Annotated in this window: 27 protein-coding genes; 8 read left to right on the forward strand and 19 right to left on the reverse strand. The window is 69.2% G+C overall.

Going from position 1 to position 24,917, the window contains the following annotated elements:
• Position 1: 1 nt before the first annotated feature.
• The 8 genes from LCH29_RS31230 to LCH29_RS31265 all read right to left on the reverse strand — a co-directional run bounded on the left by LCH29_RS31230 (position 2) and on the right by LCH29_RS31265 (position 6,312).
• Complete coding sequence (locus LCH29_RS31230) at positions 2–454, reverse strand: hypothetical protein (RefSeq protein WP_446465046.1); 453 nt, start codon at positions 452–454, stop codon at positions 2–4.
• Positions 454–1,035, reverse strand: a complete 582-nt coding sequence (locus LCH29_RS31235) for a hypothetical protein (RefSeq protein WP_446465047.1) — start codon at positions 1,033–1,035, stop codon at positions 454–456. The genes LCH29_RS31230 and LCH29_RS31235 overlap by 1 nt, the downstream gene beginning before the upstream one ends.
• 203 nt (positions 1,036–1,238) lie before the next feature.
• Positions 1,239–2,579, reverse strand: a complete 1,341-nt coding sequence (locus tag LCH29_RS31240) for a dicarboxylate/amino acid:cation symporter (protein ID WP_446465048.1) — start codon at positions 2,577–2,579, stop codon at positions 1,239–1,241.
• A gap of 350 nt (positions 2,580–2,929) precedes the next feature.
• Positions 2,930–3,301, reverse strand: a complete 372-nt coding sequence (locus LCH29_RS31245; RefSeq protein ID WP_446465049.1) for a DUF4229 domain-containing protein — start codon at positions 3,299–3,301, stop codon at positions 2,930–2,932.
• 62 nt (positions 3,302–3,363) lie between these two features.
• On the reverse strand, positions 3,364–3,888 hold the full coding sequence (locus tag LCH29_RS31250) for an N-acetyltransferase family protein (protein WP_446465050.1): 525 nt from the start codon (positions 3,886–3,888) through the stop codon (positions 3,364–3,366).
• A gap of 30 nt (positions 3,889–3,918) precedes the next feature.
• On the reverse strand, positions 3,919–4,569 hold the full coding sequence (locus LCH29_RS31255) for a UdgX family uracil-DNA binding protein (RefSeq protein WP_446465051.1): 651 nt from the start codon (positions 4,567–4,569) through the stop codon (positions 3,919–3,921).
• Between the two features lie 36 nt (positions 4,570–4,605).
• On the reverse strand, positions 4,606–5,787 hold the full coding sequence (mqnE, locus tag LCH29_RS31260) for an aminofutalosine synthase MqnE (protein ID WP_446465052.1): 1,182 nt from the start codon (positions 5,785–5,787) through the stop codon (positions 4,606–4,608).
• Between the two features lie 63 nt (positions 5,788–5,850).
• Positions 5,851–6,312 (reverse strand): Lrp/AsnC family transcriptional regulator, encoded by a 462-nt coding sequence (locus LCH29_RS31265; RefSeq protein WP_039938108.1) that lies wholly within the window; start codon positions 6,310–6,312, stop codon positions 5,851–5,853.
• Positions 6,313–6,438: 126 nt separating this feature from the next.
• On the opposite strand from LCH29_RS31265, the gene LCH29_RS31270 reads away from it, so the two are divergent.
• On the forward strand, positions 6,439–6,606 hold the full coding sequence (locus tag LCH29_RS31270; RefSeq protein WP_184503272.1) for a hypothetical protein: 168 nt from the start codon (positions 6,439–6,441) through the stop codon (positions 6,604–6,606).
• A 14-nt stretch (positions 6,607–6,620) separates the two neighbouring features.
• Here LCH29_RS31270 and LCH29_RS31275 read toward each other — a convergent pair whose 3' ends face one another.
• From LCH29_RS31275 to LCH29_RS31285, 3 genes are all read right to left on the reverse strand, one after another.
• Positions 6,621–7,295, reverse strand: coding sequence for a UbiX family flavin prenyltransferase (locus tag LCH29_RS31275; RefSeq protein ID WP_446465053.1), 675 nt, complete (start codon positions 7,293–7,295; stop codon positions 6,621–6,623).
• A gap of 62 nt (positions 7,296–7,357) precedes the next feature.
• Complete coding sequence (mqnP, locus tag LCH29_RS31280; protein WP_446465054.1) at positions 7,358–8,260, reverse strand: menaquinone biosynthesis prenyltransferase MqnP; 903 nt, start codon at positions 8,258–8,260, stop codon at positions 7,358–7,360.
• 79 nt (positions 8,261–8,339) lie between these two features.
• Positions 8,340–9,791 carry a menaquinone biosynthesis decarboxylase gene (locus LCH29_RS31285; RefSeq protein WP_446465055.1) on the reverse strand — a complete coding sequence of 484 codons (1,452 nt, stop codon included), beginning with the start codon at positions 9,789–9,791 and terminating at the stop codon, positions 8,340–8,342.
• 89 nt (positions 9,792–9,880) lie between these two features.
• On the opposite strand from LCH29_RS31285, the gene LCH29_RS31290 reads away from it, so the two are divergent.
• Positions 9,881–10,297: a PLD nuclease N-terminal domain-containing protein gene (locus LCH29_RS31290; protein WP_446465056.1), complete on the forward strand. Its 417-nt coding sequence runs from the start codon at positions 9,881–9,883 to the stop codon at positions 10,295–10,297.
• A gap of 37 nt (positions 10,298–10,334) precedes the next feature.
• Here LCH29_RS31290 and ccsB read toward each other — a convergent pair whose 3' ends face one another.
• The 7 genes from ccsB to hemL form a co-directional block, all read right to left on the reverse strand.
• On the reverse strand, positions 10,335–11,429 hold the full coding sequence (gene ccsB, locus LCH29_RS31295; RefSeq protein ID WP_446465057.1) for a c-type cytochrome biogenesis protein CcsB: 1,095 nt from the start codon (positions 11,427–11,429) through the stop codon (positions 10,335–10,337).
• Positions 11,426–13,198 carry a cytochrome c biogenesis protein ResB gene (gene resB, locus LCH29_RS31300; RefSeq protein ID WP_446465058.1) on the reverse strand — a complete coding sequence of 591 codons (1,773 nt, stop codon included), beginning with the start codon at positions 13,196–13,198 and terminating at the stop codon, positions 11,426–11,428. Before resB ends, ccsB begins: the two co-directional genes overlap by 4 nt.
• Before the next feature lie 3 nt (positions 13,199–13,201).
• The gene (locus tag LCH29_RS31305) at positions 13,202–13,963 is read right to left on the reverse strand and encodes a cytochrome c biogenesis CcdA family protein (RefSeq protein ID WP_446465059.1); all 762 of its coding nucleotides are present in this window, start codon (positions 13,961–13,963) and stop codon (positions 13,202–13,204) included.
• 6 nt (positions 13,964–13,969) lie between these two features.
• Positions 13,970–14,587, reverse strand: a complete 618-nt coding sequence (locus LCH29_RS31310; protein WP_446465060.1) for a TlpA family protein disulfide reductase — start codon at positions 14,585–14,587, stop codon at positions 13,970–13,972.
• Positions 14,588–14,656: 69 nt separating this feature from the next.
• Positions 14,657–15,841 carry a hypothetical protein gene (locus LCH29_RS31315; protein WP_446465061.1) on the reverse strand — a complete coding sequence of 395 codons (1,185 nt, stop codon included), beginning with the start codon at positions 15,839–15,841 and terminating at the stop codon, positions 14,657–14,659.
• 164 nt (positions 15,842–16,005) lie between these two features.
• Entirely contained in the window at positions 16,006–16,692 is a 687-nt protein-coding gene (locus LCH29_RS31320) for a histidine phosphatase family protein (protein ID WP_446465062.1), read from the reverse strand.
• A gap of 8 nt (positions 16,693–16,700) precedes the next feature.
• Positions 16,701–18,017 (reverse strand): glutamate-1-semialdehyde 2,1-aminomutase, encoded by a 1,317-nt coding sequence (gene hemL, locus LCH29_RS31325; protein ID WP_446465063.1) that lies wholly within the window; start codon positions 18,015–18,017, stop codon positions 16,701–16,703.
• Positions 18,018–18,156: 139 nt separating this feature from the next.
• Here hemL and LCH29_RS31330 point away from each other — a divergent pair, with 139 nt between their 5' ends.
• The 3 genes from LCH29_RS31330 to LCH29_RS31340 all read left to right on the forward strand — a co-directional run bounded on the left by LCH29_RS31330 (position 18,157) and on the right by LCH29_RS31340 (position 21,278).
• Positions 18,157–18,705: a hypothetical protein gene (locus tag LCH29_RS31330; RefSeq protein WP_078510346.1), complete on the forward strand. Its 549-nt coding sequence runs from the start codon at positions 18,157–18,159 to the stop codon at positions 18,703–18,705.
• A 24-nt stretch (positions 18,706–18,729) separates the two neighbouring features.
• Positions 18,730–19,062 (forward strand): YnfA family protein, encoded by a 333-nt coding sequence (locus LCH29_RS31335; protein WP_446465064.1) that lies wholly within the window; start codon positions 18,730–18,732, stop codon positions 19,060–19,062.
• 1,460 nt (positions 19,063–20,522) lie between these two features.
• Positions 20,523–21,278 (forward strand): SDR family NAD(P)-dependent oxidoreductase, encoded by a 756-nt coding sequence (locus LCH29_RS31340; protein ID WP_446465065.1) that lies wholly within the window; start codon positions 20,523–20,525, stop codon positions 21,276–21,278.
• Between the two features lie 40 nt (positions 21,279–21,318).
• On the opposite strand, the gene LCH29_RS31345 is transcribed toward LCH29_RS31340, so the two are convergent.
• Positions 21,319–22,512 carry an RtcB family protein gene (locus tag LCH29_RS31345; protein ID WP_446465066.1) on the reverse strand — a complete coding sequence of 398 codons (1,194 nt, stop codon included), beginning with the start codon at positions 22,510–22,512 and terminating at the stop codon, positions 21,319–21,321.
• A gap of 158 nt (positions 22,513–22,670) precedes the next feature.
• Here LCH29_RS31345 and LCH29_RS31350 point away from each other — a divergent pair, with 158 nt between their 5' ends.
• The 3 genes from LCH29_RS31350 to LCH29_RS31360 all read left to right on the forward strand — a co-directional run.
• On the forward strand, positions 22,671–23,675 hold the full coding sequence (locus tag LCH29_RS31350; protein ID WP_446465067.1) for a DUF3558 domain-containing protein: 1,005 nt from the start codon (positions 22,671–22,673) through the stop codon (positions 23,673–23,675).
• A 123-nt stretch (positions 23,676–23,798) separates the two neighbouring features.
• A complete protein-coding gene (locus LCH29_RS31355) occupies positions 23,799–24,584 on the forward strand; it encodes a hypothetical protein (RefSeq protein WP_446465068.1) in 786 nt (261 codons plus the stop codon).
• Positions 24,585–24,686: 102 nt separating this feature from the next.
• Positions 24,687–24,917, forward strand: a 231-nt coding sequence (locus LCH29_RS31360; RefSeq protein ID WP_446465069.1) for a DUF2637 domain-containing protein, incomplete at its 3' end; no start/stop codon positions are given.

A 24,917-nucleotide genomic window follows, 5' to 3' on the forward strand; every position in this document is an offset into this window, starting at 1 on the left:
CTCATTCTTCGAGTTCCTGGTCGCGCATCCTGGTCACGTCCATGCGATAACTGCCCCCGTCGCCCGCCACCAGCGACTGACGGTATTTCTCGGGAAGGTCGTCCCAGGCGACGTCCTCCTCGACCACGATCCGCTTGACCGGCGCGTCACTGCGCAGATGGTTCTTCATCAGCGCGGTCATGCGCCGGACGTAGGTGTTCGGGGCGATCCCCTTCTCGAACTCGATGACTTGCTCGAGGAGATAGGACCGCAGCTGCTTCCAGGCCGCCTTCACATTTCTGCGGACCGCCGTGGCGTACTTGTCCAGCTCGGTGAAGGCGAGCTTCACCGTTTCGGACATCCAGGGAAGGTGCTCCGCCACCCAGGGGAAAAGCTGCTCCCGGGCCCAGACCATGATCCGGTTCCACATGGCCAGCCCGAACGCGGCGATGATCAGGGGAATGAAGAAGGCCATCAATCCCTCCCCAGCGGAAGGCTCAAGGTGACGCCCTCGTCGCCGTCACGAATGATCCGCGCACGCACGTCCTCGGGGATGTCGCCCCAGTCGATCTCCTGCTTGATGCGCTTGCGCCGCACCTTCTGCCGATCGGCTCCGTACAGCATCTCGATGACCCGCACCCCCGTCTCCCCGGGCCGGGCCCGGTATTCGACGGTCACCGCGACGAGCTCCCTGCGGAGCGTGTCGATCACCGCCTGCTTCGCCCGCGGCAGTTCCGGCCGGATGGACGATCCATGCGGCTCGCCGCACATCTCGACCAGCGCGCTGAATACGTCACTCGCCGACAGCCCCAGAACGGGCTCGCACTCCTCGGCGAGGATCCCGTACACGACGATCGAGTCGGATTCCGGCGGGGTCTCCAGCGCCGCGATCACGACATCGATCATCTTCAGGATGTGACGGAGCGCGATTTTGCCGACAACGCCCCGCTCGGCACCCGGTTTCGGGAGAACGGCCTTGTCCGTCATCTCCCGGAGCGCCTTTTCGATCATGTCGCGCGCGGAGCGCAGCGATTTCCCCGCTGTGGTGTCAGGCATGCGTGTTCCCCCCGTTACGACCGCATGTACACGAAGCACATATTAGCGCCGTAACACTCAATAACACATAGCGTGAAAGGAATTGACAGCAATGCAGCACACTCTGATCACAAAAGTGCCCCCGGAGCCTCAATGAGGTCCCGGGGGCACAGACGTATCGGCGTACGGGGCGGCGTACCGGCGGCCGCGCCGATACGAAGGGGCTACACGGTGGCCAGTTGGCGCTCCGGCGCGGCGGCCTCGTCGCGGTCGTCCAGGGGCGAGGAGGTGGCGTGGGTGTAGGCGTCGTGGTCGAGGATCTTCTCGCGGGCCGAGACCACGACCGGCACCAGGGCCTGTCCGGCGACGTTGGTGGCCGTCCGCATCATGTCCAGGACCGGGTCGATGGCCATCAGCAGGCCGACGCCCTCCAGGGGGAGGCCGAGGGTGGAGAGGGTCAGGGTGAGCATGACCGTCGCGCCCGTGAGGCCCGCCGTGGCGGCGGAGCCGATGACCGAGACGAAGGCGATCAGCAGGTAGTCACCGATGCCGAGGTGCACGTCGAAGATCTCGGCGATGAAGATCGCCGCGAGCGCCGGGTAGATGGAGGCGCAGCCGTCCATCTTGGTGGTCGAGCCGAAGGGCACCGCGAAGGACGCGTACTCCTTGGGCACGCCCAGGCGTTCGGTGACCTTCTGGGTGAGCGGCATGGTGCCGACCGATGAGCGGGAGACGAAGGCGAGCTGGATCGCGGGCCAGGCGCCCTTGAAGAAGCTCAGCGGGTTGACCTTGGCGACGGTCGCCAGCAGCAGCGGGTAGACGCCGAACATCACCAGCGCGCAGCCGATGTAGACGTCGGCGGTGAAGGTCGCGTATTTGCTGATGAGGTTCCAGCCGTACTCGGCGATGGCGGAGCCGATGAGGCCCAGGCTGCCCAGCGGGGCGAGGCGGATGACCCACCACAGGGCCTTCTGGAGCAGCTCCAGCACCGACTGGCTCAGGGTGAGGATCGGCTGCGCCTTCTCACCGAGCTGGAGGGCGGCGACGCCCGCGACGGCGGCCATGAAGACGATCTGGAGGACGTTGAGCTTGGTGAACGGCGTGATGACGTCCATCGGCACGATGCCGGTGAGGAAGTCCAGCCAGGACCCGGCCTCGTCGGGCTTGGCGCCGTCCTTCGGGGTGAGGCCGGTGCCCCCGCCCGGGTTGGTGAGCAGGCCGATGGCCAGGCCGATGGCGACCGCGATGAGCGAGGTGGCCATGAACCACAGCAGCGTGCGGGTGGCCAGCCGGGCTGCGTTGCTGACGTTCCGCAGGTTCGTGATCGATATCAGGATCGCGAAGAAGACCAGCGGGGCGACGGCGAGCTTCAGCAGCTGGACGAAGATCGAGCCGATCTTGTCGAGCGTGGTGACCAGCCAGCCGACGTCACCGCTGCGGGCGACCCAGCCGAGCACCACGCCGAGGACGAGACCCAGCAGGATCTGCGCCCAGAACGGCACCTTGGGCAGGCGGAAGGACGACGTCTTGTCGGACGTCTCGGGGAGGGACGACAACGGACACACTCCGGGGGAGGTAAGAGGGCGAGAAGAAGCCAGGAGTCCGTACGGGATCCGGCCGCTGTACGACGAAGGGGTCAGCGGCGGCGACAGGCCGCGGACCGGCAGCGGCAAAGATCGATGTGCAGGCGCGCCACGAGCGGAACGCTCGCTGCGATAGAGGGCGCGGCTGCTGTCTTCATGACAAGCACATTAACACTGCTGCTTTGGGGGACCCAAAGAAAATCTTTGACCTTTCGGACCGGCCGCGGGGCGCACGGAGTGGCCGGAAACAGTTCAACGCCCTCCGGGCCAGCGGCTGCTGGCCCGGAGGGCGTTGGGAAAGGTGTGCGGAGTGTGAGGAGCCTTACACCGGGTTACGCGCCGGCGCGCGAACCGTCCTGCGCGGACGCGGGGGACGCGGCGGGCGCGGTGGACTCGGCGGGCGCGCTGGACTCGGCGGACGAGGCGTCCTCCTGGCTCTGGCTCGCCGCCAGCCGCTCCTTGGCCCGGTCCACGCGCTCGGCGACCTGCACCGCCATGGCCTCGCGCTGCTTGCGCAGCAGGACGAAGCTGAGCGGGGCGGAGACGATCAGTGCGAGCAGCACGACCCAGAACAGGTTGGAGGCGCCGAGGCCCGCGGGGACCACGCGGAAGTAGACCAGGGCCCACATGACCAGAAAGCAACCGGCGAAGATCCCCAGGCGCATGCCGGTGTAGCGGAACGTGGCGCTCGACTTGAGTGACACGACGGGGTCCTTCTTTCTGCCGGAAGTTCCTGCCCTCCCAGTGAATCACGTCCGGTTTCTGATCAATTCAGCGGCAGCCACATGGTGATGTCGTCGCGGAAGTCGTCGTCCGCGACCTTGATCGCCCCCGGTACCCGGCCGACCTCCTTGTAGCCGCACGACGCGTAGAACCGGTCCACCCCGGTGCCGCCCCGGCAGGTGAGCCGTATCCCCTGGATGCCGTCCATCCCGCGGGCGGCGTCCTCCACGGCGGCCATCAGGGCACGGCCGTATCCCTTGCCCTGGTGGGAGGGGTGGACCATGACGCTGTAGAGCCAGCACCAGTGCCGCATCAGCCGGTGGGTGTTGAGCGTGAAGAAGGCGGTCGCGGCCGCCGCGCCGCTCTCGTCGCGGCCGACGAGCAGCCGGGTGCGCCCCTCGGTCATCGCGGTGAGGTGCTTGATCAGCTCGGGCCGTATGTCCTCCGTGGTCACCGGCGGTACGAAGCCGACGGCGCCGCCCGCGTTCGAGACGTCGGCCCAGAGCGTGCGGATCGAGTCGAGCAGCTCAGGGGTGGTCTCGGGGTCGAGGTCGAACGTCAGCGGCATGCCGCTGACGATACCGAGCCCCCGTACGGATCAGCGCAGGACCTCCGCCACGACCTTGAGGTCCGACACCAGGCCCTCGTAGACCGCCTCGCGGTCGTCGGCCCGCAGCACGGCGGACGGGTGGATCGTGGCGAGCATCTCGTGGCCGTCCAGCGCGGGGCACGGCAGCAGCATCCCGCGCTGCTTGGTCACCCGGAACGACGGCCCCAGCAGGGCCTTTCCGGCGGTCGCGCCCAGTGCCACGATCACCTCGGGGTCGATCACGTGCACCTCGGCGGCCAGCCAGGGGCGGCAGGCGGTCATCTCGCGCAGGCTGGGCGGCTTGTGGATGCGCCGCTTGCCGCGCTCGGGGACGACCGTGAACTTGAAGTGCTTGACGGCGTTGGTGATGTACGTCTCGTCCGGGTCCACCCCGGCCTCGTCCAGCGCCCGGGTCAGCACCCGGCCCGCGGGCCCGACGAACGGCTTGCCCTGCCGGTCCTCCTGGTCGCCGGGCTGCTCGCCGACGAGGACGACACGGGCGTCCGGGGCGCCCGCGCCGAACACGGTCTGACTGGCCGCGCGGTGCAGCGGGCAGCCGCGGCATCCGGCGGCCGCCTCCCGGAGCGCGTCCAGGCCGGCGCCGCCGGGCACGAAGGGCTCGGCGGTGTAGGCGTCCTCGGGCGCCGTACCGGGGCTCATGCGCGCCGGGTACCCGCCGGACCGGGCCTCAGACGGTCACACCCGCATCGGCTGCGGCGACTCGCGCCGGGCCGGGTCCGGGCCCTCGTACTCGCGGATGGTCTCGTACCGGGTGTTGCGCTCCACCGGCCGGAAGCCCGCGTCGCGGATCAGGTCGAGCAGGTCGTCGCGGGTCAGCTTGTTCGGCGTGCCGTAGTTGTCCGCGTCGTGCGTGATCTTGTACTCGACGACCGAGCCGTCCATGTCGTCCGCGCCGTGGTTGAGGGCGAGCTGCGCGGTCTGCACGCCGTGCATCACCCAGAAGACCTTGACGTGCGGGACGTTGTCGAACAGCAGCCGGGAGACCGCGAAGGTCTTCAGCGCCTCCGCGCCGGTCGCCATGGAGGTGCGCGCCTGGAGCCGGTTGCGGATCTTGCCGTCCTGCATGTCCACGAAGTCGTGCTGGTAGCGCAGCGGGATGAAGACCTGGAAACCGCCGGTCTCGTCCTGGAGCTCACGCAGCCGCAGCACGTGGTCCACCCGGTGCCGGGGCTCCTCGATGTGCCCGTACAGCATGGTGCACGGGGTCTTGAGGCCCTTCTCGTGCGCCAGCCGGTGGATGCGCGACCAGTCCTCCCAGTGGGTGTCGTGGTCGACGATGTGCTGCCGGACCTCCCAGTCGAAGATCTCCGCGCCGCCGCCGGTCAGCGACTCCAGACCGGCGTCGATCAGCTCGTCCAGGATCTCGGACGCGGACATGCCGGAGATCTTCTCGAAGTGGTGGATCTCGGTGGCGGTGAACGCCTTCAGCGACACCTCGGCGGGCAGCGCCTCCTTGAGCGCCTTCAGCGACCGCGGGTAGTAGCGCCAGGGCAGGGTGGGGTGCAGCCCGTTGACGATGTGCAGCTCGGTGAGCTTGTCGTTCTCCATCGCCTTGGCGAGGCGGACGGCCTCCTCGATGCGCATCGTGTACGCGTCCTTCTCCCCCGGCTTGCGCTGGAAGGAGCAATAGGCGCAGGACGCGGTGCACACGTTCGTCATGTTGAGATGACGATTGACGTTGAAGTGGACGACGTCGCCGTTCTTGCGGGTGCGCACCTCATGGGCGAGTCCGCCCAGCCAGGCCAGGTCGTCGGACTCGTACAGGGCGAGACCGTCCTCACGGGTGAGCCGCTCCCCCGCGAGCACCTTCTGCTCCAACTCCCGCTTGAAACCCACATCGTGTGTCGGTGCGCTCATGCGACGGCCGCCTCCCATGCGTCTGGCCCTACGTCGTCGTGCCGGTGTCGGCCTTCGCCGAGACTACGCCTCGGCGTCCTCGGGAAGTTCCCCGACCCGGTTCTCCCACTTCGTGGACAACACGATCGTGGAACGCGTCCGGGCGACGCCCTTGGTCAGGGACAGTCTGCGGACGGTGCGCTCCAGGCCGTCCACGTTGGAGGCGCGCACCTTGAGCATGTACGAGTCGTCGCCCGCGATGAACCAGCAGTCCTCGATCTCGGCGAGGTCGCGCAGCCGCTGCGCCACGTCCTCGTGGTCGGCGGCGTCGGAGAGCTGGAGGCCGATGAGGGCGGTGACGCCGAGGCCGAGGGAGGCCGCGTCCACGGTCGCGCGATAGCCGGTGATCACACCGGCCGCCTCCAGGCGGTTGATCCGGTCCGTAACGCTGGGCCCTGAGAGGCCGACGAGCCTGCCGAGCTCCGCGTACGAGGCCCTGCCGTTCTCCCGCAGGGCCTGGATGAGCTGCCTGTCCACCGCGTCCATATGCCGTGCGCCTTCCATTATTCAGGGTTAGAGCGTCATTACATGTAGAATCTAAGGCATCAGGACCACAAACCCTGTAAATCCTCTAGGCGTTCGGCCTGTTACCTCAGGAGATGAGAACTCACCGTGTACACGATCGAAGGTCTTGAAGCCCGCATGCTGGAGCTGCGGGAACTGGCCGGCCGCTCGCGTGCCGTGGTCCGCACCCCCGACCGCCCCGTGTCCCGCACGGCCCGCCGCGCGGCCGTCGTCGCGGCCCGCGCCGCCCGCGCCAGGAAGCGCTGGACGCGCTAGCACCCGGCCATCCCCTAGCCGGTTTCCGGTCCCCGGTCTCCACCGAGCTCCCCCTCCCACCGGCGGTACAGCTTGTGCGGCACCCCCGCCGCGTCCAGCGTCCGCCCCGCGACGAAGTCCACCAGATCCTGGATGTGCATCGCCCCCGCGTAGAACGCCGGCGAGGCGGGCAGCACCACGGCGCCCGCCTCGTCCAGCGTCACCAGATGCCGCAGGGTCTGCCCGTTCAGCGGGGTCTCCCGCACCGCCACCACGAGCGGGCGCCGCTCCTTGAGCGTCACGCTCGCGGCCCGCTGGAGCAGGTCCTTCGACAGCCCCAGCGCGACCCCGGCCACACACGCGGTGCTCGCGGGGACGATCAGCATCCCCTTGACCTCGTAGCTGCCCGAGGACGGCCCGGCGGCCAGGTCGCCGGCCGCCCAGTGGCGCACGTCCGCCGAGTCCACCGGCACGTCGAAGGCGTCGGGCGTGCCGTCCGCGCCGCGCGCCAGCCAGCGGCGCAGATCCTCCCGCCAGTGCGCGTCCCGGAATCCGATCCCCGTCTCGTCCAGCAGCGTCAGCCGCGAGGCACGGCTGATCACGAGATCGACCGCCTCGCCCGCGTGCAGCAGCGCGCGCAGCACCGAGGCGGCGTACGGCGTCCCGGACGCGCCGGACACACCGACCACCCAGGGCCGGCGTCTGCTCACTTCTTCGTGCGGCCTGTTCGGCCCGTGCGGCGGCTCCACACACCGAGCCTATCCGGCGGGTCTCACGGGCCGAGGCCCCGCACCACCAGGTCGAGCAGAGCGCAGCAGAACAGGGCGATTCCGATGAAGCCGTTCACCGTGAAGAAGGCGCGGTTCAGGCGGGAGAGATCGTCCGGGCGCACGATCGTGTGCTCGTACGCGAACGCCGCCGCCACGATCACCAGCCCCAGCCAGAAGAAGACCCCGGCGCCGGTCGCCAGCGCGTACCAGACCAGCAGCAGTGTGGTGATCACATGGCAGGCGCGCGCCCCGTGGAGCGCCCCCGCGATGCCGAAGCGCGCCGGTACCGACCGCACCCCGTGCGCCCGGTCGGCGGCCACGTCCTGGCAGGCGTAGATCAGGTCGAAACCGCCGATCCAGATGCCGATCGCGAGGCCGAGGATCACCGCGTCCCACGACCACTGCCCGGTGACCCCGATCCAGGCCCCGATCGGGCCGATGGCCTGGGCGAGGCCCAGGATGGCGTGCGGGAAGTCGGTGAACCGCTTGCCGTACGGATAGACCACCATCGGCACGACCGCGACCGGCGCCAGCGCCAGGCAGAGCGGATTGAGCAGCGCGGCGGCACCGAGGAAGACGACCAGCGCGACCAGCGCACCGGTCCAGGCGGTGCGCACCGAGACCGCGCCGGTGACCAGCTCGCGGGAGGCGGTCCGGGGGTTCCGCGCGTCGATCTCGCGGTCGATGATCCGGTTGGCGGCCATCGCGAAGGTGCGCAGACCCACCATGGCGACCGTGATCAGCAGCAGCTCGATCCAGTGGACGCGCTCGTCCCACAGCAGCATCGCGGTCAGCGCGGCGGTGTACGCGAAGGGCAGCGCGAAGACCGAGTGCTCGATCATCACCAGGCGCAGGAACGACCTGGTCCGGCCGGGCTGGGGCACGGCGGCAGCGGCGGAGGTCACAGCCCGTACCCCGGTTCACCCTCGCGGTGGCGGGGAGAGCCCGCCACCGCGCTGCCTTCTTCCATCATGACCTCGGACCTCACAGCCCGTACTCCTTCCAGCGCCGGGTCACCCGATCGGCTACCTCCGGATCGGACTCGACCATGTGCGGCCAGCCGCCGTCGCGGGTGTAGCCCTCCTCGGGCCACTTGGCGGTGGCGTCGATGCCCGCCTTGCCGCCCCAGAACTGCTGGTACGAGGCGTGGTCCAGATGGTCGACGGGGCCCTCGACCACGGTCAGATCGCGGGCGTAGTCGGTGTTCCCCAGCGCGCGCCAGGACACCTCGTGCAGATCGTGTACGTCACAGTCGGCGTCGACCACGACGATCAGCTTGGTCAGCGACATCATGTGGGCGCCCCAGATGGCGTGCATGACCTTCTGCGCGTGCTTGGGGTACTTCTTGTCGATCGAGACGATCGCACAGTTGTGGAAGCCGCCCGACTCGGGGAGGTGGTAGTCCACGATATCCGGGATGATGATCTTCAGCAGCGGGAGGAAGAACCGCTCGGTGGCCCGCCCCAGCGGCCCGTCCTCGGTCGGCGGGCGGCCCACCACGATCGACTGGAGCAGCGGGCGGGACCGCATCGTCACACAGTCGATGGTCAGCGCCGGGAACGGCTCCTGGGGCGTGTAGAAGCCGGTGTGGTCGCCGAACGGGCCCTCCGGCAGCATCTCCCCGGGCTCCAGCCAGCCCTCGATGACGACCTCGGCGGCGGCCGGGACCTGGAGCGGCACCGTCTTGCAGTCGACCATCTCGATCCGCCGGCCCTGCACGAACCCCGCGAACAGGTACTCGTCGATGTCACCGGGGAGCGGTGCGGTCGACGCGTACGTCACGGCGGGCGGCGCGCCGAAGGCGATCGCGACCGGCAGCTTCTCCCCGCGCCGGGCCGCGACTTGGTAGTGGTTGCGGCTGTCCTTGTGGATCTGCCAGTGCATGCCGATGGTGCGGCGGTCATGGCGCTGGAGGCGGTAGAGGCCGAGGTTGCGCACCCCGGTCTCCGGGTGCTTGGTGTGGGTGAGGCCGAGATTGAAGAACGAGCCGCCGTCCTCGGGCCAGGTGAACAGCGCCGGGAGCGCGTCGAGATCGACGTCGTCGCCGGTCAGCACCACCTCCTGGACGGGTGCCTCCTTCACCTTCTTCGGCGGCAGGTGCGCCATGGAGCCGAGCTTGCCGAACGCCTCGCGCAGCCCGACGAAGCCCTGCGGCAGCTCGGGCTTGACCAGGCCGCCGATCTTTTCGCTGATCTCGTCGTACGAGCGCAGGCCCAGGGCCTTGAGGAGCCGGCGGTCCGTGCCGAACACGTTCATGGCCAGCGGCATCGACGCGCCCTTGACGTTCTCGAAGAGCAGCGCGGGACCGCCCGCCTTGTTGACGCGGTCGGTGATCTCGCCGATCTCCAGATACGGATCGACTTCGGCCTTGACGCGCTTGAGGTCGCCTTCCCTGTCGAGCGCCCGCAGAAAGGAACGAAGATCGTCATAAGCCATGCGTCCCAGTATCCGGTACGCACTACCCTGGTCCCGTAACTGGGGCCCGCTCGGCCGGCCCCGAACACCACACGCAGGGGGATCGCCTCATGCTCCGGGTGCTGATGATCCTGGTGCCGCTGGCACTCAGCATCTACGCGTTCATCGACTGCATCACCACCGAAGAGCAGGACGTCCGCTATATCCCCAAGCCGCTGTGGGCGATCCTCGTCCTGCTGTTCCCGGTGGTGGGATCCATCTCCTGGCTGCTGGTGGGCCGCAAGCGGGCCACGGCGGCCGAGGCCCGGCGCGCATGGGTCGCCCCCGACGACAACCCGGAGTTCCTGAAGTCCCTGGGCGAGCGGCGCGACCGGCCGGAGGGGCCGGAGGACGACGGCGAGCAGCCGCCGAAGGAGCGCGACGAGGAGCTGCTGAAGGACTGGGAGGCGGATCTGCGCCGCCGCGAGGAAGAGCTGCGCCGCAAGGGCGGCGACGGCCCGGAAGACAACACGCCGCCCGCGTCCTGACGGGGCGCGGGCGGCGTGAGCGGCGTGGTGGACCGGGTCAGACTCCCGCGTAGGAGTGCTTGCCGGTGATGAAGATGTTGACGCCGTAGTAGTTGAACAGGTAGCAGGCGAAGGCGATCAGCGCGAGGTACGCGGCCTTGCGGCCCTTCCAGCCCGCGGTGGCCCGGGCGTGCAGGTAGCAGGCGTAGGCGACCCAGGTGATGAACGACCAGACCTCCTTGGGGTCCCAGCCCCAGTAGCGGCCCCAGGCCGCCTCGGCCCAGATCGCGCCCGCGATGATCGTGAAGGTCCACAGCGGGAAGACCGTGGCGTTGATGCGGTACGCGAACTTGTCCAGCGACGCCGCCGAGGGCACCCGCGCCAGCACGGACTTGACGGCCTGGCGGTACTGCTTGCCCTCCGGGTTCTCCAGCTGCGCCTCGTAGCGGTCGCGGAAGAGGTAGAGCAGCGTGGAGACGGCCCCCATGTACAGCGAGGCGCCGGAGATGATCGCGCAGCTGACGTGGATCCACAGCCAGTACGAGTGCAGGGCCGGAACCAATTGGTCGCTGTCGGTGTACAAGACGGAGACAGCGAGTCCGAGGTCGAGGAGGACCGTGGTGACCAGAGGCAGACCGATCCAGCGGACGTTCTTCTTCAGCGCGAGCAGCACGAGGTACGTGGCGACCGCGACCATGCCGAACGTCGTGGAGAACTCGTACATGTTGCCCCAGGGCGCGCGCTGTACGGACAGCGCGCGGGTGAGGACACCACCGGCATGAGTGAGGAACGCCAGCACGGTGAGGCCCACCGCGATCCGGCCGTAGACATCGCCCTGCTCGGTGCCGCCCGAGGCGCCCGGCCCGTCGGGGACGTCGCGGCTGCCCGGGGCGGACCGGGTGATGACCTTCGGGCGCTCCAGCACGGCGGTGCCGCCGCCCTTCTCGGCCGTCCGCACCGTGACCGAGGGGCGCTTCGCGGACGCGGTCTCGGTGGTGATCGCGGCGGCGGTGCGGCCGACGGCGCTGCGGCTGCCGAAGACCCACTCGGCGATATGGGCGAGGAAGGCGAGGGTGTAGACCGCCATCGCCGTGTAGATCAGCACATTGCTGTAGTGAGCGAGATTCTCGTTGACTGCGGCCGCGAGGTTCACGCGCGCGCTCCTTCTGCGGGATCTGCGGGGTCTACAGGCTCTGCGGTATCGCCGGGCTTCTCGGCATCCGCGGGAGGCGCGTCCGTCTGTAGCCGGACGGCCAGTTCGGCGAGCTCCTCGGGGAGCTTGGCGTATTCGCTGCGGCCGAGACCGGCCATCTCGACGACGGTCGCGCCGTCGTCGCCCTTCACCGCCCGGACCCAGACCCGGCGGCGCTGGATGAACAGCGAGCCGACCAGGCCCACCAGGGCCCCCACGGCGCCCAGCAGGGCGGTCTCGTCGCCCGGCTTGTGCGAGATCTGGAAGCTGGCCCAGCTCTTGACGCCGTCGAAGGTCAGCGTTCCCTCGCCGTTCGGCAGCTTCATGGTGTCGCCCGGCGCGAGCGCCCGGGCGAACTTGGTCTTCCCGTCGGGCTCCAGGTACTGCTTCATCCGCGACTTGTCGAGCTGGTACACGCTCTGCGGGGTACCGCCGTCGATGCCGAGGCTGCCGTGGTAGGCCGTCAGCACCAGCGCCGGATTGTCCAGCGCCGGGAACTGGGAGAACATCCCCTTGCTGCGCACCCAGGTCGGCAGGAACTGCCCCTGGTACGCGACCTGGTCCCGCTTGCCGTTCTTGTCGCGGTAGTCACCGAGCTTGATCACCATGCTCTCGGTGAGGTTGGCCCCGTCGATCGGCAGCCCGACCACCGGCCCCTGGTGCACCACATCGCCCTGGCCGTCCCGGATCGTGACGACCGGCGAGTAGCCGTGGTTCAGCAGGAAGACCTTGTAGTTCTGGATCTCCAGCGGCTCGTTGACCTTGATCGACTTCTTGCGGGCGGCCCCGTCCACCCCGTCCCAGTAGGTGACATCGGCGCGGAAGGTGCGCGGCGTGCGCATCTGGGGGCCGCTGCGCTCGTAGGTCGCGTGGAACTTGTCCAGCTGGAAGCTGAAGGGCGCCAGGTCGTCGCTCCGGAACAGCTGCCCCGTCTTGATGTCGTCGTACTGGGTCAGGCTGTTGGAGAATCCGCCGCCCTCGGTGATCAGGCTGCTGCCCTCGGTCTTCCACAGCTGGCCCGCGGCGAAGGAGACCAGCAGCACGATCAGCGCGGTGTGGAACAGCAGATTGCCGACCTCGCGCAGGTAGCCCTTCTCGGCGGCGACCGCGTTTCCCGTGAGCTGGCTGCGGAAGCGCCTCCGCTTCATGATCCGCTGCGCCGCCTCCAGCACCTTCTCGGGCTCGGCGTCGCTGCGCCAGGTGGTGTAGGCGGGCAGCCGGGTGAGCCGGCGCGGGGCGGCCGGCGGGCGGCCGCGCAGCTGGCCCACGAACTGCCAGGTGCGCGGCACGATGCAGCCGATGAGCGAGATGAACAGCAGGATGTAGATCGCCGAGAACCACACCGAGCTGTAGACGTGGAACAGCTGGAGCTTCTCGTAGATCGGGGTGACGGTCGGGTGCTTGTCCTTGAAGTCCTGGACCTTGAGCTGGTCGATGCTCGTCTGCGGGATCAGCGAGCCCGGGATCGAGCCCAGGGAGAGCAGGAAGAGCAGCAGCAGCGCGACCCGCATCGAGGTCAGCTGCCGCCAGAACCACCGGGCCCAGCCGAGCGGCCCCAGCGAGGGGACGTTGATCTCCTCGGCGGGGGCGGTGGACAGCTGCGACCCCGCGGCGCCCAGCTCGCGCTCCTCCGCGCCGCCCGCGCCGCTGTCGGCCACCTGCTCGGCCGTCTTCGCGGACGTCTGCCCAGCCGCCTTCTCGGCCGCGGAGTCGGTATCGGTGGTGGACATGGTTCAGATCCCAACGTTGAAGCTCTGAGCCCAGCTCTGCGTGTCGCTCATGAGCGCGTCCCAGACACCCGTGAGCAGCAGCACCCCCAGGGCGATGAGCAGACCGCCACCGGTCCGCATCACCCACACGTAGTGCTGTTTGACCCAAGTGAAGGCGCCCAGCGCACGCCGGTAGGCCACCGCTACGGCGACGAACGGCAGCCCGAGCCCGACGCAGTACGCGACGGTCAGCAGAGCGCCGCGACCCGCGCTCCCCTCATTGAACGCCAGCGCCTGGACGGCGGTGAGGGTGGGTCCCAGGCACGGCGTCCAGCCGACACCGAACAGGGCGCCCAGCACCGGCGCGCCCGCCAGCCCCATCGTGGGTGTGATGTGGAAGCGGAACTCGCGCTGCCCGAAGCCCTTCAGCAGCCCCATGAAGGCCAGGCCCATCAGGATCGTGACGGCCCCGAGGATCTTGGAGATGGTCTCCTTGTGCTCCTGGAGCGTCCAGCCGAAGTGGCCGAACAGGGCGCCGCCGGAGACGAAGACGGCGGTGAAGCCGAGTACGAAGAGCGAGGCGCCCGCGGCCATCCGGCCGCGCCTGGCCTCCGCCAGATCCGTACCGGTGATCCCGGTGACGTACGACATGTAGCCCGGCACCAGGGGCAGCACACAGGGGGAGAAGAAGGAGACCAGTCCGCCGAGGACGGCGATCGGCAGGGCCAGCAGCAGCGCCCCGGTCAGCACGGTCTCATTCGCACCGGTGGCGGCGAGCGTAGTCACAAGAGGTCACTTCTCCGCGATGAGCGGGTTGAGCATCTTGCGCACGCTGTCCTCGCTGAGCGGAGTGAGCGCACGGGCCGCGATCTTGCCGTCCCGGTCCAGCACGATGGTCGACGGGATGGCCTGCGGGTTGAGGCTGCCCTTCGGGAAGCGCAGCATCAGCTTGCCGATCGGGTCGTACAGGCTCGGGTAGTCGACCTTGAACGCCTTCTCGAACCTGAGCGCGGGGGCTCGGTTGCTGTCCCGCGTGTTGATCCCGATGAACTGGACGCCCTTGGACTTGGTGTCCTTCGCGACCTTGGCGAGGTTCGGGGCCTCGGCCCGGCAGGGCGCGCACCAGGAACCCCAGACGTTCAGGACGACGATCTTGCCCTTGTAGTCGGCCACGTCGAGCGGCTTGTCCTCGAGGGTCTTCCCGGACAGCTGGGGAGCGTCCTGGCGGTCCCCCTTGGGCACGGTGTCGACGCCGCCCTTGCCCTGCACGAACTTGGTATCCGCGGATCCGCCCGAGGTGCCGCCGCTACCGCAGGCGGAGAGGGACAGCGCGGCAACCGCGGCCCCGGTGGCCAGCACGGTTGCGCGACGGCAGGTCGCGAGGCGCCGAGGGGCGCGGCAGGCACTCATGTGAAAAGTTTCGCATGGCCCATTTGCGGATCTTCGCCACCCCCCTCGCCCCCCTGCGGAGCGGGACGGTCAGCCGCCGCTCGCGGTCCACGCCTGGCCGACGCCGAACCCCTGAAGATCCGCGAGCACCTCCGGGTCCTGCGCGTCCAGCCAGTCCGTGAGCTGTTTGAAGGACACCAGCCGCACGTCCTTGTTCTTCTCGTCGGCCATGTGCTTGAGCGCTTCCTCGACGGCGTCCATATAGATGCCGCCGTTCCACTGTTCGAAGTGGTTGCCGATGAAGAAGGGGGCGCGATTGGTCTCGTACGCCCGCCGGAAACCGGCGATGTACGCGTCGGTGGCCTGCTTGCGCCAGCCCGGGTAGTTGGCGGGCGGTGCTTTCGTGGAATTCTGCGACTGGTTGGCGAGGATGTTGTAATCCATCGAGAGCACTTCGAAGGAATGGCCGGGGAAGGGAATCTGCTGGAGCGGATAGTCCCACAGCCCCATCTTCTTCGACGGCCACACCTGGCGACCGCCGGGCGAACTGGCGTCATAGCGCCAGCCGAGCTTCCGGGCGGTCGGCAGCAGATTCTGCTGCCCGAGCAGACAGGGAGTGCGCCCGCCGATCAGTTCCTCGCGGTAATCGAAGGGCAGCGGATCGACATCCTTGAATCCGGTGTTCGTGCGCCACTGCGTGACGAACGACACGGCCTGCTCGACCTCCGACTCCCACTGGGCGGACGTCCAGTTGGCGACGGTGCCGCGGCCCGAGCAGAAGTGGCCGTTGAAGTGGGTGCCTATCTCATGGCCCTCCAACCAGGCCAGACGCACGTTCTCCAGCGTCGCCTTGATGTGGTCGTCGGTGAGATAGCCGATGTCGGAGGCGCCCACCGGATTGTTCGGCGGCTTGTACAGCGACTTCTTCGACTCGGGAAGGCAGTAGAGCCCGGACAGGAAGAACGTCATGGTCGCGCCGTGGTCCTTGGCGAGCTTCCGGAAACGCGGGAAGAGGCCGTTGCCGACCTCTCCCGCGCCGTCCCAGGAGAAGACCACGAACTGCGGTGGCTTCTGCCCCCGCTCAAGACGCTCCGGCTCGGGATCCTTCGGCCTGTTCACCCCACGGGAAGTTGAACCGTCACCAATCGGCTTTGCCTGCGCCGTCCTCTTCGGCGCCGCCTTGCCCGACCCCGATGACGAACAGCCGACAGCGGTCAGTGACGCGACCGCCCCCATACCAAGACCGAGGATCCCCCTCCGGCTGACCTCACGCATAGCGTCCTCAATTCGCACTCGCCGTACTGGTTGTCCGGGCCACGGACGACCTTTGAGATGGCGAGACGAATAGCGGGGTTCCGAACGGACGCGGTCAATTACAGTTCCGGCACATTTCCCCGGGAACGATTACCGCATGCGATGAGACGCCTACAGCGCGCTGGTTATGCGCCGAACCCCTTGGAGGCCCCCTTCACGGGCTTGGCGCCCGCGAGGAGGTGCGCCGGGACGAGATCACGGGCCGGTTCGCTGTAGCCGATCGACACGATCTTGTCGCCGCGGTAGGTGAAGGTGGTGAGGCTGGCCAGGGTGCACTGCCGCTTGCGCGGGTCGTGCCACAACCGCCGCCGCTCCGCGAAGCTGCGCACGATCCAGATCGGCAGCTGATGACTGACGCAGACCGCCTCGTGCCCGCGGGCGGCGTCGCGCGCCGCGCCCAGCGCCCCCATCATCCGCACCACCTGGTCGATGTACGGCTCGCCCCAGGAAGGGCGGAAGGGGTTGGTGAGATGACGCCAGTTGGCCGGCCTGCGCAGCGCGCCGTCGCCCACCCCGAAGGTCTTCCCCTCGAAGGCGTTCGCCGCCTCGATCAGCCGCTCGTCGACGGCCACGTCCAGACCGTGCGCCTTGCCGATCGGGGTGGCCGTCTCCTGGGCCCGCTCCAGCGGGGAGGCCACGACATGGGTGATGTCGCGCTCAGCGAGGTGCTCGGCGACCCGGTCGGCCATGCGGCGGCCCAGCTCTGACAGGTGGTAGCCGGGCAGGCGCCCGTACAGGACGCCCTCCGGGTTCTCCACCTCGCCGTGGCGCATCACATGGACGACGGTGATGTCGTTCTCGCTCTGTGTCATGTCACCCATCATTCAGTCGCCTCGGCGGCGGCCCGCGCCGCCCCCGGCAGAGCCTCCGCCACCCGCTCCAGCGCCCGCTCGTCGTGGGCCGTCGAGAGGAACCACGACTCGAAGGCCGACGGCGGCAGATAGACGCCCTGGGACAGCATCGAGTGGAAGAAGGGGGTGAAGCGGAACGCCTGCTGCGCCTTCGCCTTGGCGTAGTCCGTGACGTCCTCGTCGGTGAAGAAGACCGTGAACATGCTGCCCGCGTTCTGCACGCGGTGCACGACGCCCTCCTTGGACAGCGCCTCGGTCACCAGCGCCCGCAGCTGCGCGGAGGCCGCGTCGACCTTCTCGTACGCCGCGTCGTCCAGCAGCCGCAGCTGCGCCACACCGGCCGCCGTCGCGATCGGGTTCCCGGACAGGGTGCCCGCCTGGTAGACCGGGCCGGCCGGGGCGAGCTGCGCCATGACGTCGGCGCGGCCGCCGAAGGCCGCGGCCGGGAAGCCGCCGCCCATGACCTTGCCGAAGGTCATCAGATCGGGTACGACCCCGTCGAGCCCGAACCAGCCGGACCTGGAGACCCGGAAGCCGGTCATGACCTCGTCGGAGATGAAGAGCGCGCCGTTGTCGGCGCACAGCTCCTTCAGGCCCGCGTTGAACCCGGGCAGCGGAGGCACCACGCCCATGTTGCCCGGCGAGGCCTCGGTGATCACACAGGCGATCTCGCCCGGGTGCGCGGCGAACGCCGCCCGCACCGCCTCCAGGTCGTTGTACGGCAGCACGACGGTCTCCCCCGCCTGCGCGCCCGTCACGCCGGGGGTGTCCGGCAGCCCGAAGGTCGCCACCCCGGACCCGGCCGCGGCCAGCAGGGCGTCCACATGGCCGTGGTAACAACCCGCGAACTTGATCACCTTGGGGCGGCCGGTGAACCCACGGGCCAGCCGGATCGCCGACATCGTCGCCTCGGTGCCGGACGACACCAGGCGCACCTGCTCGACGGGGCCGACGCGGGCCACGATCTCCTCGGCGAGTTCGACCTCGCCCTCGCCCGGCGTGCCGAACGAGGTACCACGGGCGACGGCGGCCTGCACGGCCCCGATCACCTCGGGGTGCGAATGGCCGAGGATCATCGGTCCCCACGAACACACGAGGTCGACGTACTCGCGTCCGTCGGCATCGGTGAGGTACGGACCGTCACCGGACACCATAAAGCGGGGCGTACCTCCGACGGCGCGGAAAGCCCGGACCGGAGAGTTCACGCCGCCGGGCGTCACGACGGCCGCGCGATCGAAAAGCGTCTGCGAAACTGGGGCTGCGTACGGATAGCTCACGCTAGCCATGTTGTCAGAGGGTGACGGAGTCCTGCCGTCGGGAGTTTCACAACGGCGACGCGGGGGAGGTCTCAGTCATATTGATCAGTTTGATCAGGTCGCAATGATCGGGTTGCGCGGCGGTGGCTGCGAGTGGTCGGGTGGAGATATGCATCGCGGTGGCGAACTGGGTGAAGGGACTGACGATCGAGGCCCCGAGCGTGCCCGCCCCGGACGCCATCGGCGAGAAGACGCGGGCAGGGCAAGCAGGAGCGGGGGCCGCATGGGGGTGACCTACAAGTACTTCGGCGCGCCCGACGGGGCCACCGCCGCCCGGGTCCCCATCTCCATGCGCCCCGAGGAGCTCGGCGGCGACGAGCTGGGCCACGGCATGTTCACCAAGATCAAGCCGGAGACGGTGGCCGCGATGGTCCTCACCGGCATCGAGGGCGTGCCCCTGCACAAGGTGCCCCCGCTCGAACTCGTCGTCCTGCACCCGGACTACGCCGTCGTCAAGCTGCCGATGACCGCCGTCGACCCGCTGCGCGGCGTCGGCGAGGAGGCGGTGGGCGCGGCGGCCTTCATCTGGTCCACGGTCCCGGACCGCGGCGGCCCGCGCGATGCCTTCCTGGTCTACCAACTGCTCCACGAGTGGCAGGACTTCAGCCACCGGCTGCACGAGGCGGGCCACCAGCCGTACTGCCTGGTCTGGCCCTGACCTGTGCCGTTCTAGCCTTCCCCCATGCTCATCGCACGCTCCGTCAGCCTGTTCGTCCTGGCCGCCCTCCTGGAGATCGGAGGCGCCTGGCTGGTCTGGCAGGGCGTGCGCGAGCACAGGGGATGGGCCTGGATCGGCGCCGGGCTCGTCGCTCTCGGTGCCTACGGTTTCGTGGCCACGCTCCAGCCGGACGCGCACTTCGGCCGCATCCTCGCGGCGTACGGCGGCGTCTTCGTCGCCGGATCACTCGCCTGGGGCATGGTCGCCGACGGCTACCGGCCCGACCGCTTCGATGTCATCGGTGCGTTGGTCTGTCTGGTCGGAGTCGCCGTCATCATGTACGCGCCTAGAAGGTGAGCGGGCGGCCGTGGTGAGCGTGGTCGCCGTTGTCCTCCTCCTGGGTTGAGCTGAGGACGCAGCCGGTGTCCGGGTCGATCAGCACGCGGGTGATGGTGTCGTCGCACTCGACGTCCACGGCCCACACCTGGTGCTTCTCGCCGTTCTTGTGGTGCGGGTCCTGCTGCTTGTGGTTGTCCCGCTTGTGGTCGTCCCGCTGCTTGTCGCCGTGGCGCTGCGGGTCCCGGTGCTGCTGGTCCTTGTGGTGACCGCCCTTGCGGTGGTCGTCGTGACGCGGGTCGTCCTCGGGGCAGTCGTCCACCAGCTCGGCGCTGATGGCCCGGCCGCCGACCTCGCACTCGGCGATCTCCACGGCCTGCTCAAGCGTCACCGGTCCGCTCTGCGCGGTGGTGGTGGACTCGTGGTTCTGGTGGGCGTGCGGGTCCTTGCGCGCGTGGTCGTCCTTGCGGGCGTGGTCGTCCTGGTGGTCGCCGTGGGCGGACGGGGCGCCGAAACGATCCTGCGGCATGGCGGCGGCCTGCTGGGCCACCTCGGGCTGCGCCACCTCGGCCTGGGCCGACTCGGCGTACTGGGCCATTCCGCGCTGCTGGTAGCCGTGGCCCTGCGGGGCGCTGCTCTCGCGCTGCCAGCGGGTCGGCCGGTTCGGCCGCTCCGGCCGACCGTTCGGCCGAGCGGTCTGGCCCTCGTTGGCGGCGGTCTGACCGTTGGCCGCTTGGCCGTTTTCGGCCTGGCCGTACCCGTTCTGGCCGCTGCCGTACCAGCCANTNCCCGACTGACCGTTGGCGGCTTGGCCATTGCCGGACTGGCCATTGCCGTTCTGGCCGCTGCCGTACCAGCCGTTACCCGACTGACCGTTGTCGTGCTTGGCGTTGTCGTGGCGGCCGTCGTCGTGCCGACCGTTCTCGTGGTGCCCGTTGTCGTGGCGGCCGTCGTCGTGCCGACCGTTCTGGTGGTGCCCGTTGTCATGGCGGCCGTCGTCGTGCCTGCCGTCGCCGTGGTGCCCGTTGTCGTGCTTCTGCTGCTTGTTGTCGTGCCGGTGGTCATCCCCATGGTTACGGTCGCCGTGCCGCTCCTTGTCCTGGGGGCATGCGGAGGCCGACGTCGAGTGCGAGCCCGGCGCAGTACCCGCGGCCCACGCGACCGACGGAGAGCCGGCCACCAGAGCCGCCGCCGCGAGGGCACCGGCAGAGGCGACGCCCCAGCGTCGGAAGGACTGGCGGGACCGGTACAGCATTCTGTTCTGATGGGTCATGACCTGTATTCACTCCTTGGGGCATGCGAGAGTCCGAGACCGGCGGCGCGCCGGACGCATGCACCCTTCCCCGGGGCCATGAGCGGATAGCGGTTTCCGATCTTCAGTCCCCCGATCGGCCGCAGATCAGAAGGTCATATCCTGCGTATGGATCATTGTGCGGTTTACCTACCGCGCTCACGCAGGCCACGTCGCCACAGGAGGGTCGATGACCACCCGTACCGCAGTCATCACCGGTGCCAGCAGTGGGATCGGGGCGGCCACCGCCCGCAGGCTCGCCACGGCCGGCTTCCGCGTCGTCCTGGCCGCGCGCCGCAAGGAGCGGATCGAGGCGCTGGCCGCGGAGCTGACGGAGGCGGGGCACGAGGCCGTGCCATACGTCCTGGACGTCACCGACCGGGACGCCGTGGCCACCTTCGCCGATCACTTCGACCGCTGCGACGTACTGGTCAACAACGCGGGCGGGGCCATCGGCGCCGAGACCGTCGCGTCCTCCGACCCGGCCGACTGGCGGGCGATGTACGAGGTCAACGTGATGGGCGTGCTCCACGTGACCCAGGCCCTGCTGCCCGCCCTCGTCGCCTCCGGCGACGGCACGATCGTGGTGCTGTCCTCCACCGCGGGCCACATCCAGTACGAGGGCGGCGGCGGTTACGTGGCCGCCAAGCACGGCGCGCACGCGATCGCGGGCACGCTGCGGCTGGAACTGTGCGGCGAGCCGGTGCGGGTGATCGAGATCGCGCCGGGCATGGTCATGACGGACGAGTTCGCGGTGAACCGGTTCCGCGGGGACGAGGGCCAGGCCGCCGCCGTCTACGAGGGCGTGGCCGAGCCGCTGACCGCCGACGACGTCGCCGACACCGTCGCGTGGACGGTCACCCGGCCCTCCCACGTCAACATCGACCTGATGGTGGTCCGCCCCCGCGCCCAGGCCGCCCAGCACAAGGTCCACCGCGAGCGCTGAGCGGCCGGGGCGCTGAGCGGCCGGGGGCACGACACCGGGGTCAGCCCTTGACGCAGACGACCTGCTTGAGCCGGGCCACCACCTCGACGAGGTCCCGCTGCTGGTCGATGACCTTCTCGATGGGCTTGTAGGCCCCCGGGATCTCGTCCACGACGCCGGAGTCCTTCCGGCACTCCACACCCCGCGTCTGCTCCTCCAGGTCCTGCGTCGAGAAACGCTTCTTCGCCTGGTTCCGGCTCATCTTGCGGCCGGCGCCGTGCGAGGCCGAGTTGAAGGACGCCTCGTTCCCCAGGCCCCGGACGATGTACGAACCGGTGCCCATCGAGCCGGGGATGATCCCGAAGTCGCCGCGGCCCGCGCGGATGGCGCCCTTCCGGGTCACCAGCAGGTCCATGTCCTCGTACCGCTCCTCGGCCACGTAGTTGTGGTGGCAGGAGATGACCGGCTCGAAGACCGGCCGGGCCTTCGCGAACTCCTTGCGCACGATGTCCTGGAAGAGCGACATCATGATCGCGCGGTTGTACTTGGCGTACTCCTGCGCCCAGAACAGATCATGCCGGTAGGCGGCCATCTGCGGGGTGTCCGCGATGAAGACGGCCAGATCGCGGTCGATCAGATCCTGGTTGTGCGGCAGTCCGCGGGCCTGGCCGATGTGGTACTCGGCCAGTTCCTTGCCGATGTTGCGGGAACCGGAGTGCAGCATCAGCCAGACCGAGCCCTCGTCATCGAGACAGAACTCGATGAAGTGGTTGCCCGATCCGAGCGACCCCATCTGCTTCACGGCCCGCTCCTGGCGGAACTTGACCGCCTCGGCCACTCCCCCGAACCGCCCCCAGAAGTCGTCCCACGCGGCTGCCCGGAACCCGTGCAGCCGCCCCGGGTCGACCGGGTTGTCGTGCATCCCCCGGCCCACCGGAATCGCCTGCTCGATCCTGGACCGCAGGCGCGACAGATCGCCCGGCAGATCATCCGCGGTGAGCGACGACTTGACCGCCGACATCCCACAGCCGATGTCCACGCCGACCGCCGCCGGGCACACGGCCCCCTGCATCGCGATCACCGAGCCGACGGTGGCGCCCTTTCCGTAGTGCACGTCCGGCATCACGGCCAGGCCCCTGATCCACGGCAGCGTCGCCACGTTCCGCAGCTGCTGCATGGCCCCGCCCTCGACCGTCGCGGGGTCCGCCCACATCCGGATGGGGACCTTCGCCCCGGACACCTCGACATACGACATGTTTTACTCATTCCCCCGCTAAAGACTGAAACGCAAAAACCGGGCCCACAGCCCATTCACGACAGCCGACCGGCAGACGCGGCGGCCCGTGCGGTACACATTGTCTCCAGCCATCGCCTACCGGCGGCAAGCAGTTTTCGCTCGAAGGGACACGGATAGTGCAGCCAGCGCAGCGAACGGCCCGTGGACGGCGCGCCACCCCGGCCGCCGCCCTGCTCATCGCCGCGCTCGCCGCCGCGGGACTCAGCGGCTGCACCGGCTCCGACTCGAAGCCGGGCGCGGGCGACAGCACCTCCGACGACTCCGGCGCGGAGGTCTCGGCCGAGCCGGGCCGCTACAACACCCTCCCCGAGGCGTGTGGCGCCGTGAGCCCCAAGACCCTGCACAGGCTGCTGCCCGGCGGCACCGACGCCGAGAAGGCGTACGAGGGCCAGGCGACCGTGACGTACGACGTAGACCGACGCGACGGCTGCCGCTGGAAGGTCGCGACGCCGAGCGGCACCCGCTATCTGACGCTGGACTTCGAGCGCGTCGTCTCGTACGACCCGTCCGTGAGCGATGACGACCGGGCGCAGGAGCTGTACGAGAAGAAGGCGGTGGCCGCGGACATCCCGGACGCCCCGTCCTCGTCCTCCCCCGGCGCCTCGGACGAGGACGAGGACGAGGACCAGCCGGGCGGCGACGACGCGTCCGCCTCCTCCTCGCCCGGCTCGGGCGCGAGCGGGTCGGGCGAATCGAGCGGATCGAGCGACTCCGGCGGATCGAGCGCGTCGAGCGGCCAGGGCAGCGCGAGCCCGGGGAGCAGCGAGCGCGGCGCCGGGAGTGAGAAGGGCAACACCGGCGAGAAGGGCGGCACGGGCACCCCGGGCGCGGGTGACGATGAGGGCACCGCAAGCGACGGGGACACACCGGAGAACCCGGACGCCACCGCCCCGCGTCGCCTCGACGACCTCGCCGACGACGCGTTCCTCAATGACCAGCTGATCACCAAGGACTCCGGAATCCACCGCGACATCACGGTCGTTTTCCGGTCCTCGAATGTGATTGCCACCATTGAGTACGACGAGTGGTCGACCAACAAAAAGGACATTCCCGAAAGCGAAGAACTCCAGGGGAACGCCGAAGACTTGGCCCAGGAGCTGACCGGGCGTCTCACCGAATAGCGAGCCGGGTCGCCCCCGGGCGGGAGACCTCGGGGATTGGGCCGCCCGCGATCGGCCGCGTACCGTGCCGGTAATGACGCCGGCGGTACCACCGCCCATCGACAGAGATTGAGCGAAGGAACCATGCACCGTTCAGCCCCGCGACTCGCCCGAATACTCGCCTGCGCGACCGTGCCGGTCATGCTCGTCGCCGGCTGCTCCTCCGGATCCGACGACAAAAAGGACGCCGAGAGTCCGTCGAGACCCTCCTCACCCAGCGCGTCGCCGTCCGTCGCGGCGGCAAAGTTCAGCAAGCTCCCCGATGTGTGCTCGGCCCTGTCGGGCAAGACCATCGACGAGCTGGTGCCCAAGGCGAAGAGCAAGAAGGGCAAGGCCCTCCCCTCGGGTGACACCAACACCTCCGCCACCTGCCTGTGGAGCGGCCTCGACGGCTTCAAGTACCGCTCGCTGTCCCTCTCCCTGAAGCTCTTCGACTCCGACGCCGGGCTCGGCACGGGCGACAAGCGCGCCCAGGACTACGCCACCCAGCAGGCGGGCAAGGCCTCCTCCGCGAAGGGGGTGAAGAACCCCAAGACCGAGCAGGCGGCCATCGGTGACGCGGCGACCACCGTCCGCAGCGAGGAGAAGAAGGACGGCGACGACTTCCGGAACCAGACGGTCGTCGCCCGGACCGCCAACGTCGTCGTGACCATCGAGTACGCCGGGGCGGGCTACGAGACCGAGAAGACGCCGGACGGCAAGAAGCTGATGGACGACGCCAAGGCCGCGGCCAAGGAGGTCGTCGAGTCCGTCGAGAAGGGCGGCGACGGCGCTGGTGGCGGCCAGGACTCCCCGAGTTCCGGCGGCTCCAAGTCCGCCGGCGCGTCCAAGGGCTCGAAGGGTTCCGAGGACTCCAAGGGCGGCGCCTAGCCACCTCCGCCGCACCCTTCCCGTCCGTGGCGATTGACGTGTATGCGACCCTGGGCGCGCTGCATGCCAAGGCTTATCGCCAAGGACGGGGAGGGATCGCGGGTGGCCGCGATGCAACTGACACGAACGCATCGAATACTGATCGGCGTGGTCGTCGCCGGGGCGGTGGTGATCGCCGCGATCGGCTTCGCGGGGTCCTACTCCGCGGTCCGCGACCTCGCCGAGAAGAAGGGTTTCGGCGCCTTCGCCAACGTCTTCCCCATCGGGATCGACGCCGGGATCTGCGTCCTGCTGGCCCTGGATCTGCTGCTGACCTGGATCCGCATCCCCTTC

This window comes from Streptomyces sp. BRA346 (assembly GCF_052851135.1).

Excerpts from the sequence above, each read along its gene's own strand:
- LCH29_RS31230 (WP_446465046.1), bottom strand. The coding sequence starts at position 454 with ATGGCCTTCTTCATTCCCCTGATCATCGCCGCGTTCGGGCTGGCCATG.
- LCH29_RS31235 (WP_446465047.1), bottom strand. The coding sequence starts at position 1,035 with ATGCCTGACACCACAGCGGGGAAATCGCTGCGCTCCGCGCGCGACATG.
- LCH29_RS31250 (WP_446465050.1), bottom strand. The coding sequence starts at position 3,888 with ATGCCGCTGACGTTCGACCTCGACCCCGAGACCACCCCTGAGCTGCTC.
- LCH29_RS31255 (WP_446465051.1), bottom strand. The coding sequence starts at position 4,569 with ATGAGCCCCGGTACGGCGCCCGAGGACGCCTACACCGCCGAGCCCTTC.
- mqnE (WP_446465052.1), bottom strand. The coding sequence starts at position 5,787 with ATGAGCGCACCGACACACGATGTGGGTTTCAAGCGGGAGTTGGAGCAG.
- LCH29_RS31265 (WP_039938108.1), bottom strand. The coding sequence starts at position 6,312 with ATGGACGCGGTGGACAGGCAGCTCATCCAGGCCCTGCGGGAGAACGGC.
- LCH29_RS31285 (WP_446465055.1), bottom strand. The coding sequence starts at position 9,791 with ATGGCTTATGACGATCTTCGTTCCTTTCTGCGGGCGCTCGACAGGGAA.
- LCH29_RS31290 (WP_446465056.1), top strand. The coding sequence starts at position 9,881 with ATGCTCCGGGTGCTGATGATCCTGGTGCCGCTGGCACTCAGCATCTAC.
- resB (WP_446465058.1), bottom strand. The coding sequence starts at position 13,198 with ATGTCCACCACCGATACCGACTCCGCGGCCGAGAAGGCGGCTGGGCAG.
- LCH29_RS31310 (WP_446465060.1), bottom strand. The coding sequence starts at position 14,587 with ATGAGTGCCTGCCGCGCCCCTCGGCGCCTCGCGACCTGCCGTCGCGCA.
- LCH29_RS31315 (WP_446465061.1), bottom strand. The coding sequence starts at position 15,841 with ATGCGTGAGGTCAGCCGGAGGGGGATCCTCGGTCTTGGTATGGGGGCG.
- LCH29_RS31320 (WP_446465062.1), bottom strand. The coding sequence starts at position 16,692 with ATGACACAGAGCGAGAACGACATCACCGTCGTCCATGTGATGCGCCAC.
- hemL (WP_446465063.1), bottom strand. The coding sequence starts at position 18,017 with ATGGCTAGCGTGAGCTATCCGTACGCAGCCCCAGTTTCGCAGACGCTT.
- LCH29_RS31330 (WP_078510346.1), top strand. The coding sequence starts at position 18,157 with ATGCATCGCGGTGGCGAACTGGGTGAAGGGACTGACGATCGAGGCCCC.
- LCH29_RS31335 (WP_446465064.1), top strand. The coding sequence starts at position 18,730 with ATGCTCATCGCACGCTCCGTCAGCCTGTTCGTCCTGGCCGCCCTCCTG.
- LCH29_RS31340 (WP_446465065.1), top strand. The coding sequence starts at position 20,523 with ATGACCACCCGTACCGCAGTCATCACCGGTGCCAGCAGTGGGATCGGG.
- LCH29_RS31345 (WP_446465066.1), bottom strand. The coding sequence starts at position 22,512 with ATGTCGTATGTCGAGGTGTCCGGGGCGAAGGTCCCCATCCGGATGTGG.
- LCH29_RS31355 (WP_446465068.1), top strand. The coding sequence starts at position 23,799 with ATGCACCGTTCAGCCCCGCGACTCGCCCGAATACTCGCCTGCGCGACC.